The sequence below is a fragment of the Streptosporangium sp. NPDC020145 genome, assembly GCF_040631275.1.
GTDB lineage: Bacteria > Actinomycetota > Actinomycetes > Streptosporangiales > Streptosporangiaceae > Streptosporangium.
The window spans coordinates 68,190-78,851 of the sequence record NZ_JBEXZT010000013.1; the positions used below are offsets into that span (position 1 = coordinate 68,190).

The following is a 10,662-nucleotide window of genomic DNA, read 5'->3' on the forward strand; positions in this document are numbered from 1 at the left end:
CACGCCCGCGGCCTGTGCGCGGGTCAGACGATCTCGAGGTTGGCCATCATCGCCATGTCCTCGTGTTCGGCGTTGTGGCAGTGGAAGAGGTAGCGGCCCCGGTAGCCGTCGAAGCGGGTGATGATCTCCACCGCCTCGCCGGGGCGCAGGGAGACGGTGTCCTTGAGGCCCGCGTCGTGGGGCAGCGGCGGGCGGCCGTTGCGTGAGAGCACCCGGAAGCCGACCAGGTGGAGGTGGACGGGGTGGTGGACGTCGGCGATCAGCCGCCAGATCTCGACGTCGCCGAGGCGGACGGTGACGTCGGAGCGGGCGGGGTCGAAGGGGAGGCCGCCGATGAGCCACCCGTGCCCGCCGTGCGTCCGCCCGGCGCGGAAGGAGAACTCGCGGGTCACGGCGGCGTCCGAGGGGCGCCAGGACGGCAGGTCGGTGGACAGGACCGGGGGGACGCGGCTGTCGTCGGTCGTGGCGCGGGTGATGTGGAAGGCCATGACGTCGCGGGTGCGGCCGGTGCCGAGGCGGTTGAGAAGTTTGACGCGGCTGCCGACCGGCAGGCCGGTGAAGTCGACGACGACGTCGTAGCGTTCGGCCGGGGCGACGGGAAGGGCGTGATGGGTGACGGGGGCGGCGAGCAGTCCCTGGTCGGCGCCGATCTGGACGAGGGGGAGGCGGCGCCCGGTGTCGGTGACGGCTTCGAGTTCGTAGTGGCGGGCGTTGGAGGCGTTCAGGACGCGCAGGCGGTGGCGGGCGGTGTCGGTTTCGTGGACGGGCCAGGGGGCGCCGTTGACAAGGATGACGTCGCCGAGGACTCCGGCGAGATAGGGGTCCCGCACGCCGGGCCGCAGGCGGAGGGTGGGATCGAGGGAGGGGTAGGTGAGGGTGCCGTCGGCGGAGAAGGCGCGGTCGGTGATCATGAGGGGGAGTTCGCGGGCTCCGGAGGGCAGGCCGAGGTCGTCCTCGGCGTCGTCGCGGATGATGTGCAGCCCGGCGAGGCCGCGCCAGATGGCCGGGGCGGTGAAGTCCATGCGGTGGTCGTGGTACCACAGGAGGGTGGGGCGCTGGTCGAGGGGGAAGGTGTAGTCCCGGCTCAGCCTGGTGACGGCCGCCCGCGGGTCGTGCATGGTGTGGGCGCCCGCGTCGTGCGCGGCGTGCGTGGTCTGCGGCCAGTGCGCCGGCAGGACGAGGTCGGTGGGGTATCCGTCGGACTCCGGGGCGGTCCGCCCGCCGTGGAGGTGGACGACGGTCGGTACGGGCAGGGTGTTGTGGTGGGTCACGGTGACGGGGCGGCCGCGGCGTGACTCGATGGTGGGGCCGGGGAAGGTGCCCTCGTAGGTCCACAGCGGGGTCCTGACGCCGGGGAGGATCTCCGCGGTCGTCTCGCGCTGGGTGATCTCGTAGTGGTCGGTGCCGCCGGAGGCGCCTGCCGGGGCCAGCGTGGCGGGGACGGGCAGGGGCACCTGGAAGGGCGGCGGCAGCGGCAGGGCGCTGCGCAGTTCGGTGCCGGTGACGGCGGGGCGGCGGGCGAGGGCGGCCGAGGTCGTCAGTCCGGCGGCGGCGGCGAGACCGAGGGTCCCGCCGATGCCCAGGAGCCGCCGCCGGGTGATGTCGTCAGGCATGGCGGACGGTCCGTGGCCGGGGGCCGGTGAGGGGGCGCAGCCACAGGGCGACGAACAGGACGGTGAGCGCGGTGACGGTGATGACCCCCAGGGGGATGTGGAGCCACAGCGCGCCGTCGAGCCCGGCGAGGTACTGGACGGTTTCGGCGGCGACCACCGCCGTGGTGGCGAGGAAGGGCCAGGCCCGGCGCAGCCGTATCCAGGCCGTGAGCGCGGCGATCATCTGCAGGTAGCCGATGGAGGTGACGACGTCGGCGCCGACGGCGTGCAGGTGGAGGCTGTCGTAGTCGCCGGTGAGGTAGGTTCCGGCGAACACCGGCTGGCCGATGATCGCCACGGTGTGCGCGCCGGCGAGGACGCGCAGTGCCCACCCCGTGGGGGTCGTCCGAGGCGCGGTTTCGGTCATGGGTTTTTTCTCGTTCTGTTCGCGGGTGTCGTGGCGCCCCCGAAACTATGGGCTGCGGGTTATCCTGTCCAAGATCAATATTGCTATGGTGTTATGCCTTGGGGGGCATGATGGAGCTGAACGCGCTCAGGCAGTTCCTGGTGGTGGCGCGGCTTGAGCACCTGAGCCGGGCGGCGGAGGAGCTCCGTGTCGCCCAGCCGTCGCTGAGCCGGACGATCGCCCGGCTGGAGGGAGAGCTGGGCGCGCCGTTGTTCGATCGCAGCGGCAGGCTCCGACTGAACGACGCGGGCAGGCTTTTCCGCGGGTACGCCGAGCGGTGCCTGGGCGAGCTGGAGGCGGGCAGGCGGGCGGTGGCCGAGGCGGCCGGTGAGGGTCTGGGCGCCGTACGGCTGGCGTCGGAGACGTTCCTGACCCTCACCGGTCCGCTGGCGGCCTACAAGCGGGCCCATCCTCGCGTCGAGACCGAGCTTCGCTGGATGCCGGCCGAGGACATGGGGCGCCATCTGCGGGCCCGGGAGGTCGACCTGTGTGTGGCCTCGCAGCCGATCCACGCCGACGGGCTGGAGTCGGCCCGTCTGCTGGAGGAGGAGGTCGGGCTGGCGGTGCCGTCCGGCCATCGGCTGGCGGGACGCGCCTCGGTCGGGATCGAGGAACTCGCCGGGGAGTCCTTCGTGGCCGCCCGCGGGGGGCACTGGCAGCGGCGGCTGCTGGAGCGGCTCTTCGCGGCCAGGGGGCTCACGCCGAGGGTGGCCTGTGAGGCGGACGAGTCCGGCGCGATCGCCGATCTGATCGGCGCGGGGCTCGGCGTGGGGCTCGTCCCGGCTTTCGCGCGGCGGGCCGTGTGGAGTGTGCCGCTGGTGTGGATCGCGGTCGACAGCCCCGACTGCCGCCGCACGCTCACGTTGTTCTGGGCGGCCGACGGTCATCTGTCGGGCGCGGCGCGCCTGATGCGTTCGGCGATCACCGGATGGGACTGGGCGGGGTGACCCGGTGCCTCTCCGCGGTGGTCTTCAGGTCGCGCAGCCAGGCTTGCAGGCCCGCGCCGAGGATCGCGGTCGAGGTGGGGACGTCGGCTTCGACCTGGGGGCCGGTCCAGGTCTCCTCGGTGTGGACGCGGACGCCTCCCTTGACCCTGGTGAAGGTCCACAGGTGGGTGCCGCGGTCGATGCGCACGCCGTCGCCGACGGCGGGCCCGCTCCACAGGATGCAGGTGTCGCGCTGGATCCGCCGGACGGTGGAGGTGATGCGCAGGATGGTGGCCGGGGTCGTGGCGGTGGCGGGGGCCGGGGTGGTCCACCGGAAACGCGAGCCCGCGCGCAGGGGGCCGGGGTCGAGGCGTTCGGCGGTGAGGACGGGGGCCTGCCAGCCGGGCCAGCGCTCCACGTCGGCCTGGAGGGCGAAGACCCTGCTCAGGGGTGCCTTGATGAGGATGTCCGCCTGGTGGCGGATGCGGGCGGCGGGGTCGAGGCCCTCTCCCCGGCAGTGGGGGGCGGGGCCGGGCTGGGCGGCCACGGCGGGGGCGCCGCCCGCCAGCAGGGCGGTGACGGTGAGCGGGACGGCGAGGACGGCGAGAGCGCGGGACACGGGTTCCTCCGAACCGGCTAGAAGCATGTGCTTTCGTTAGAAGTTATAACCAAGCTGTGAGGAGGGTGTCAACGGGATTCGTGATAAGTTCTAACTATCCCTTGATGGTGTAGTCCTGTCGGTGGGGCGGAAAGGCGGAGGCCTTGGCGGAGACGGACGCGAAGAGCCCCAGGGAGCGCTACCGCGCCCAGGTGCGCGCGGAGATCAAGGAGTGCGCGTGGGAGCAGATCGCCACGGCGGGGGCCTCCGCGCTCTCGCTCAACGCCATCGCCAAACGGATGGGCATGAGCGGGCCCGCCCTCTACCGCTACTACGCCGGCCGTGACGAGCTGATCACCGAGCTCGTCGGCGACGCCTACCGGAGCCTGGCCGACGCCCTGCGCCCGCTCTCCGAGGCGGGGGCCGGGCTGGAGGCGCTGGCGCACGCCGTCCGCGGCTGGGCGCTCGCCGACCCCCAGCGTTACCTGCTCATCTACGGCACCCCCGTGCCCGGCTACCACGCGCCCGACGACATCACGGTCATCTCATCGCAGATCATGGGAATGCTGCTCGACGCCTGCGCGGAGTCCGTGCCGGACGGCCCGGCGGCGCCGTTGGAGGAGCATCTGGCCGGCCACCGCGGATGGGCCGGTGCTCACCCCGCCCCGCCCGCCGTCCTGCACCGGGCCCTGGTCCTGTGGACCCGGCTGCACGGCGTCCTGTCCCTGGAACTGGCCGGGCACTTCGCGGGGATGGGGTTCGATCCCGGCCTGCTCTTCACGGCCGAAGTGGACCACCTGCTGGGGCGCTGAGCGCGCGCGTGCCCGTCCTGAGCCAGCCCACCACGGGCGCCGCGCCCACCGCGACGCACAGTGCCACGATCACCAGGCCCGCCCGCAGGCCCGAGGTGGCCAGCGCGGTGCCCATGACCGCCACGCCCACGGCGCTGCCGAGTTCACGTGCCGCGCTGTTGAGCCCGGAGCCGAGCCCGGCCCGCCCCGCGGGCAGCCCGGCCATGATCTGGGTGGACAGCGCGGGCAGGGCCAGCCCCATGCCCGCGCCCACCAGGACCAGCCCGGCGGCGTAGAGGGGGTAGGGCAGGGTCGTCGCCCAGGCCAGCCACCCCAGCCCGGCCACCACGGACGCCAGGCCGCCGGCCACGGCGGGCAGTGTCGGCGCCCGCCGCCCGGACAGCGCGACCATGGGGATCACGAGGGGCAGGATGGCCAGGCCCGTCACCATCGGTGACAGGCCGCGCTCCTCCTGCAGGAAGCGGGCGTTGACGAAGAACAGGGCGAAGAGCCCGAAGAACAGCACGCTCACGCCGAGGGCCCCGGCCCGCAGCTCGCGCCGGGCGAAGAGCCGGGGGTCCAGCAGCGGGCGGGGGATCCGCAGCTGGTGCAGGACGAATCCCGTGAGCACGACGGCGGCGGTCGCGAAGGCGCCCAGGACGACGGCGGACGTCCAGCCCGCCTCCGGGCCCTCGATGATGGCGAAGACCAGGGCCAGGCAGCCCAGGACGAGCAGGCCGGTGCCCACCGGGTCGACGGCGGTCGCACGGCGGGGCTGACGCGGGACGAGCAGGCCGGTGACCCCGGCCAGCAGCAGCGCGAGCAGGGCGGGGACGGCGAAGAGGGCCTGCCAGGGCAGGTATTGGATGATCAGCCCGCCACCGACGTTGCCGACGACCCCGGCGGCGCCGCTCGCGGCGCTCCAGAGGCCGACGGCGTGGGCCCGCCGCTGCGGCGGGTGGGCGGCCACGGTGATGGACAACGAGGCGGGCATGATCATGGCGGCGCCCGCTCCGCTGAGCGCGCGGGCGGCGATCAGGGCACCGGTGTGCGGGGCGAGGGCGGCGGCGAGGCTCCCGGCGGCGAAGACGGCCAGGCCCGTCAGCAGCACGCCCTTGCCGCCGAGACGGTCCCCGGCCGCCCCCATCGGGATCAGTAAGCAGGCGAAGACCAGGACGTAGGCGTCGACGATCCAGACGAGCTGACTCTCGGTGGGGTGCAGGGCACCGGTCAGGGCGGGCAGGGCGAGATTCACCGCGGCGACGAGGGAGACCACGAGGACCGACGCGGCGCACATCACGATGGAGGTTCGATTCACGAGGCCACGGTAAAAAGACCCAAACCTAACCTCAAATGCATATTTATCATGAGATATATGCGCCAAACGCAACCAAGTCTGGACCTTCTCATCGCCCTGGACGCCTTGCTTGAGGAGTGCAGCGTCTCCGGGGCCGCCCTGCGGCTGGGACTGTCCGAACCGGCCATGAGCCGCACCCTGGGCCGGATCCGCCAGGCGATGGGCGACCCCGTCCTGGTCAGGTCCGGTCAGCGGATGGTTCCCACACCGCGCGCGCTGGCCGTGCGGGCCGAGGTGCGCGGCCTCGTCGAGGGGGCGCGGCGGGTGTTCACACCCGCCGTCTTCGAACCGGCCACCCTCAGGCGCGACTTCGTCGTCCTGCTGTCGGACGCGGTGGCCACCACCGTCTGCGCCCCCCTGCTGGCCTGCGTCGGCGCCGCCGCGCCGGGGATCCGGCTGCGGTTCGTCCCGGAGGGGCACGGCGACCAGCGGGCGCTGCGCGAGGGGACGGCCGACCTGGAGATCGCGGTGATCTCCGACCCCTCACCGGAGACGCGTGTCGAGCCGCTGGTCGACGACCACGGGGTGGGCGTCGTACGGCCGGGCCACCGGCTGCTCGGCTCCCCGGTGACCCCGGAGCGCTTCGCCGCCGCCGAGCACGTCGTCTCCTCCCGCCGGGGCCGTACGGCGGGGCCCGTCGACGCGGCGCTGGCCGAGCGGGGGCTGCGGCGGCGGATCGTCGGGTCGGTGCCGACGTTCACCGCCGTCCTGCTGGCCGTACGCGGGTCCGACCTGGTCGGCATGGCGCCCGCCCGCATGTCGGCGCCCATGATCGACGCCCTGGGGCTGGTCACCTTCCCGATCCCGCTCGACCTGCCGGAGATGGCCGTCTCACAGGCCTGGCACCGGCGTCACGACGCCGATCCGGCGCACGCCTGGCTGCGCGGGCAGGTACGGGCGCTGTTCCCCCGGGGGGAGGTCCTCACCAGTGGGCGGGACGGGTGAGGGAGGCGGGGACGCCGGTGGCCGCGTCGCCCTTGGCGGCGTCGAGCTGGGCCTGGGTGAGGAAGATGCTCCCGGCGAGGTCGGCGCCGCGCAGGTCGGCGCCGCGGGTGTCGGCCCCGGTGAGGTCGGCCATGGTCAGGTTCGCGCCGCGCAGGTCGGCGCCGATGAGGTAGGCGCCGCGCAGGTTGGCGCCCCTGAGGTCGGCCCCTTTGAGTTTCGCGCCGATGAGGTCGGCGCCCCTGCGGTCCCTGCGGGGGCCGGGGACGTTCGCGCGGGCGAGCTCACTGGCCCGCTGCAGGAGGGGGTTGACCTGCGTGCGCCGCGCCATGACGTCGGTCCGCGCGAGGACCTCCGGAGACTCCCGGGTGAGCGCTTCGAGGGCGGCCCGCGCCTCGGTGAGCGCGTCGCGGACGGGGGCGGTGCCGGGGAGCGCGAGGGCCTGCGTCAGGTACCACAGCAGTTCGTGCAGGTCACGCATGACGGGGAAGACCTCGAACATCCGCCTGGCCGTACCGGGGGAGGAACGCCAGTCACGCCCGCCGAAGGTCACCTGGGAGACCCGCTGCCCGGCGCCGAAGCAGTCGTAGACCGTGCAGCCCGCGAAACCCCGCCGGCGCAGGGAGGAGTGGATGCCGCAGCGGAAGTCGGCACCGAGGTTGGGGCAGGGCTGGTGCGCGGGCTTGTCGATGGCGAAGTCGGAGGAGGCGGAGAAGGCCGGGACGGTGCAGCACAGGGCGAAACAGCTCGCGCAGTCGGCGCGCAGATCACGCGGGTCGGTCGCGGTCGTAGGGCTGGGATGAGCGTGGTCGCCGGACAACGTGCTGTGTTCTCCCCTGTGAGATGTCGCCTCAGGGCACCTTAGCCGACCCGGCGAAGGGCCCGGGCCGGGCCGCTCAACGACCGGCGGGATCGGCGGGGGAGTTCGCGGCGGCGTGCAGGGCGTCGAGCAGCCGCAGCGGACGCAGGTCGGGGCTGGGCGCCGACCGGAGCTGGTTGGTGGCGTAGGAGAACCCGACGCGTTCGGCCGGCCAGGCGGCGTGGCGCGAGCCCCCCATGCCCGCGTGCCCGAAGGCGTCCGGTGCCGGGCCGAAGATCGCCGCCGCGGTCTGCAGCTCGAAGCCGGTCCCGTAGGCCATGGGGCTGTTCCAGAGGGGCTCGATGCCGTGCCTGAGCAGCCTGCGGCCGTTTTTGAGGGTGGTCTCCTTCAGGACGCGGATGCCGTCCAGTTCGCCGCCGCGCGCCAAGCAGGCGTAGAAGCGGGCGAGGGAACGGGCGGTGCCGTGGGCGCCCGCCCCGGGCAGCTCGGCGGCCCGGAAGCCGGCGCTGTTCCACAGGGCGGGGGCGTCGGGAACGGAGATGGGGTTGCGGGCCAGGTCGCGCAGCGGGTCTCCGGTCGGGGGCGCGTCGGGGTCGGTGAAGACGAAGCCGGGGGCGACGTGCGTGGTGGCCACCCGGTGGTGGTGCTCGCGGGGCACGCCGATCCAGACGTCGAGGTCCAGGGGGCGGGCGAACTCCTCGGCGAAGAAGGTGCCCGCGCTGCGGCCGTCGACGCGGCGGATGAGCTCGGCGGCGAGCCAGCCGTAGGTCAGGGGGTGGTAGACGAAGGCGGCACGGGGGTCGGTGAGCGGTTCCTGGGCGGCCAGCAGGGAGGCCATGAAGACCGGGTCCAGGAACTGGCCGGTGGTGAAGCTCTCCCGGACGCCGGGGAGCCTGGCCTGGTGCGACATGATCTGGGTGACCGTGATGGCGGACTTGCCCGCGGCGGCGAACTCGGGCCAGTAGCGGGCGGCGGGGGCGTCGAGGTCGAGCCGCCCGCGCTCGGCCAGCAGGAGCACGCAGGCGGCGATGAGCCCCTTGGCTCCGGAGAACACCAGCTGCAGGGTGTCGCGCCGCCAGGGGGCGCCGCTGTCCGGGTCGGCGCTGCCGCCCCACAGGTCGGCGACGAGCCGCCCGTCGTGGTAGGCGGCGAACGCGGCGCCCACCTCGGCGGAACCGGTGAAGTTACGGGTGAAGGCCTCGGCGACGCCTTCGTAGCCGGGGGCCGTGAAGCCGTTGACGTTCATGGGTGCGCTCGCTTTCCCGGGCATGTGCCGGTGGAGTCTCCCGCCCAGGCGGCACGCATAGATTGCGGTGATCAGTGCATTTCGCCCGTTATGTTATTAGATCGGTTGATCTCGCCCCGCTCGATGGAGGCGCTGACCGCCGACCGGCCAGGTTGCGCCTCCGAGGCTCGGCCATGTGATCCGAGCCCCGGACGGCTTGTGGCTCAGCAGAGGACGTTGACGCCCGTGACGAGGTTGCCGGGGTCCAGTGGCCGGCTGGACCAGGGCTGCACGCGGTCCCATCTCTGGTCCGCGTAGATGACGTCGAAACCGTTTCCGTGGGCGCTGCCCCGCCTGTAGTGGTCATTGATCGTGTGATAGCCGCAGCCGTCCACGTTCCACCACGACCCGCCCGCGCCCTGGCGTCCGCCCGAGAGCTCGATGCACGCTCGTCCCGCGTCGCACCCGCGTGCCCAGTACCCGCCGCCGACGGCGGCCTGAGTGTGGGGGGCGGGGGCGGCCAGGGCCGGGGTGGTCAGGGCGGCCAGGGTCAGGCCGCCGGTGCTGACGACGGTGACGGTGAAGGTGACGATCCTGCTGCCGATGCGCATGTGAACCGCTTTCCTTGAGATGTTCCCGGTGGGGCTGGTGTTGCCGCTTGGGATCCTGCAGTAAACGGCTGTTCGCCGTCTGTATCCGACCGGCTACTTTCGGCTATCGGCCCGTCTGGTGTGGTCTCGGGTCACCGGGCCGTCTACCAGATCCTCACCTCGGGAAAATCTCCCGACGGCCTGTCCAGCAAGGGCTGGCGCCTGCCCTTGAGGTGCAGGTCCAGGAAGGCGGTGACGTACCTCCGGGTGATCGTGACGGCGCGTTCGCCGTCGAGGGCGGCCCCGGGCAGCCCGAGCTGCGGCTGGAGCACCGCGTAGTCGACGAAGCTCATGTGCTCGGCGCCGGTCACGGTCAGCCAGCGCTTCCAGCCGCCGGTCACGTGCGGCCAGAACTCCTCCCATGAGGAGTCCCGGCCGCCCGCTCGCGGCTGGTGCCTCGGGGTGCCGACCATCATGAAGGGCTTGTCCAGCGGCCGGGCCGGCGTCCTGGGGTTGTAGGTGCCGTCGAGGTTGACCGCGGCCTTGATCCGCCTGGAGACGGCAAGCAGGTGGGCGGCGCTCTGGCCGCCGGCCGAGTGCCCCACCATCGCGATGTTCCGCTCGTCGATCAGCCGGTTCCAGCGTTTGCTCCTGCTCAGCCGGTCCAGGACGAACTCGGTGTCGGCGGCCCTGACCCGGGCCACCTTGGCGCCGGTCTCGGCGGTCTGCCCGGCCTTGCCGGCCTCGAAGGTGACGGTCCGCCCGTCGGGGAACGTGGTGGCCACCGACTCGTAGGTGTGCTCGATCCCGGCCACCAGGTAGCCACGGCTGGCGAACTCCTCTGCCAGCGACGTCATCGTCGCGCGGGGCAGCGACATGCCGGGCGACAGGACCACCAGAGGCCATCCGCCCTTGCGTCTCAGCGCCGGGGCGTCGGCGCGGGCGTGTGTGGTGGTCCTGGCGAGGGTGTCGCCCGGTACGCCGTCGAGCTGCGGCACCGCCCTGATGATCAGTTCCGATTCCCGCGGCGTGACGTAGGGGGCGAGCCTGCCGCCGCCCCTGCGCGCCGGGTACCAGACGGAGACCATCAGTTCGCGTACGTCCCGGCCGGCGACCCAGGGGTCGGGGCGGCTGGAGTCGATCAGGTGCAGGTTCGTCTCGCCCACCGGATAGGCGCCGGTCGGCGCCGGGAGAGCGGTCACCGGGGAGGCGGGCACCGGGGAGGCGGCCGAGGGCGGGGCCGTCACGGGCGTGGGAGCCCCGGCCGGGGGCGCGCTCAGGGGCGCCGGTGAAACGGAGAACGCGAGCACGCTCGCGGCCAGCATCTTCTTCATGCGGTCAACCGTGCCGCGCGG

General features: G+C 73.1%; 11 protein-coding genes. 3 read left to right on the forward strand and 8 right to left on the reverse strand.

Annotated features, from left to right (window positions below; translation table 11 throughout):
- Positions 1–23: 23 nt before the first annotated feature.
- Positions 24–1,613 (reverse strand): multicopper oxidase family protein, encoded by a 1,590-nt coding sequence (locus ABZ463_RS23395; protein WP_362778899.1) that lies wholly within the window; start codon positions 1,611–1,613, stop codon positions 24–26.
- The gene (locus tag ABZ463_RS23400; RefSeq protein ID WP_352013379.1) at positions 1,606–2,019 is read right to left on the reverse strand and encodes a hypothetical protein; all 414 of its coding nucleotides are present in this window, start codon (positions 2,017–2,019) and stop codon (positions 1,606–1,608) included. The genes ABZ463_RS23395 and ABZ463_RS23400 overlap by 8 nt, the downstream gene beginning before the upstream one ends.
- Before the next feature lie 107 nt (positions 2,020–2,126).
- Here ABZ463_RS23400 and ABZ463_RS23405 point away from each other — a divergent pair, with 107 nt between their 5' ends.
- Complete coding sequence (locus tag ABZ463_RS23405) at positions 2,127–3,005, forward strand: LysR substrate-binding domain-containing protein (RefSeq protein WP_352013380.1); 879 nt, start codon at positions 2,127–2,129, stop codon at positions 3,003–3,005.
- Here the strand turns inward: ABZ463_RS23405 and ABZ463_RS23410 are convergent.
- On the reverse strand, positions 2,980–3,603 hold the full coding sequence (locus ABZ463_RS23410; protein ID WP_362778902.1) for an SRPBCC family protein: 624 nt from the start codon (positions 3,601–3,603) through the stop codon (positions 2,980–2,982). The genes ABZ463_RS23405 and ABZ463_RS23410 overlap by 26 nt on opposite strands.
- Before the next feature lie 143 nt (positions 3,604–3,746).
- Here ABZ463_RS23410 and ABZ463_RS23415 point away from each other — a divergent pair, with 143 nt between their 5' ends.
- Positions 3,747–4,394, forward strand: coding sequence for a TetR/AcrR family transcriptional regulator (locus tag ABZ463_RS23415; protein WP_362778904.1), 648 nt, complete (start codon positions 3,747–3,749; stop codon positions 4,392–4,394).
- On the opposite strand, the gene ABZ463_RS23420 is transcribed toward ABZ463_RS23415, so the two are convergent.
- On the reverse strand, positions 4,360–5,691 hold the full coding sequence (locus ABZ463_RS23420; RefSeq protein WP_362778906.1) for an MFS transporter: 1,332 nt from the start codon (positions 5,689–5,691) through the stop codon (positions 4,360–4,362). The genes ABZ463_RS23415 and ABZ463_RS23420 overlap by 35 nt on opposite strands.
- A 57-nt stretch (positions 5,692–5,748) precedes the next feature.
- Here ABZ463_RS23420 and ABZ463_RS23425 point away from each other — a divergent pair, with 57 nt between their 5' ends.
- Positions 5,749–6,675 (forward strand): LysR family transcriptional regulator, encoded by a 927-nt coding sequence (locus tag ABZ463_RS23425; RefSeq protein WP_352013384.1) that lies wholly within the window; start codon positions 5,749–5,751, stop codon positions 6,673–6,675.
- Here ABZ463_RS23425 and ABZ463_RS23430 read toward each other — a convergent pair.
- From ABZ463_RS23430 to ABZ463_RS23445, 4 genes are all read right to left on the reverse strand, one after another.
- Positions 6,653–7,492 (reverse strand): pentapeptide repeat-containing protein, encoded by an 840-nt coding sequence (locus ABZ463_RS23430; protein ID WP_352013385.1) that lies wholly within the window; start codon positions 7,490–7,492, stop codon positions 6,653–6,655. The genes ABZ463_RS23425 and ABZ463_RS23430 overlap by 23 nt on opposite strands.
- A gap of 76 nt (positions 7,493–7,568) precedes the next feature.
- Positions 7,569–8,738, reverse strand: a complete 1,170-nt coding sequence (locus ABZ463_RS23435; RefSeq protein WP_362778909.1) for a serine hydrolase domain-containing protein — start codon at positions 8,736–8,738, stop codon at positions 7,569–7,571.
- 203 nt (positions 8,739–8,941) lie between these two features.
- Positions 8,942–9,328: a hypothetical protein gene (locus tag ABZ463_RS23440; RefSeq protein WP_352013387.1), complete on the reverse strand. Its 387-nt coding sequence runs from the start codon at positions 9,326–9,328 to the stop codon at positions 8,942–8,944.
- 143 nt (positions 9,329–9,471) lie between these two features.
- Positions 9,472–10,641, reverse strand: coding sequence for an alpha/beta hydrolase (locus ABZ463_RS23445; RefSeq protein ID WP_362778912.1), 1,170 nt, complete (start codon positions 10,639–10,641; stop codon positions 9,472–9,474).
- Between the last annotated feature and the right edge of the window lie 21 nt (positions 10,642–10,662).

Coding starts and splice junctions, on each gene's coding strand:
- ABZ463_RS23395 (WP_362778899.1), bottom strand. CDS start 1,613: ATGCCTGACGACATCACCCGGCGGCGGCTCCTGGGCATCGGCGGGACC.
- ABZ463_RS23400 (WP_352013379.1), bottom strand. CDS start 2,019: ATGACCGAAACCGCGCCTCGGACGACCCCCACGGGGTGGGCACTGCGC.
- ABZ463_RS23405 (WP_352013380.1), top strand. CDS start 2,127: ATGATGGAGCTGAACGCGCTCAGGCAGTTCCTGGTGGTGGCGCGGCTT.
- ABZ463_RS23425 (WP_352013384.1), top strand. CDS start 5,749: ATGCGCCAAACGCAACCAAGTCTGGACCTTCTCATCGCCCTGGACGCC.
- ABZ463_RS23435 (WP_362778909.1), bottom strand. CDS start 8,738: ATGAACGTCAACGGCTTCACGGCCCCCGGCTACGAAGGCGTCGCCGAG.
- ABZ463_RS23440 (WP_352013387.1), bottom strand. CDS start 9,328: ATGCGCATCGGCAGCAGGATCGTCACCTTCACCGTCACCGTCGTCAGC.
- ABZ463_RS23445 (WP_362778912.1), bottom strand. CDS start 10,641: ATGAAGAAGATGCTGGCCGCGAGCGTGCTCGCGTTCTCCGTTTCACCG.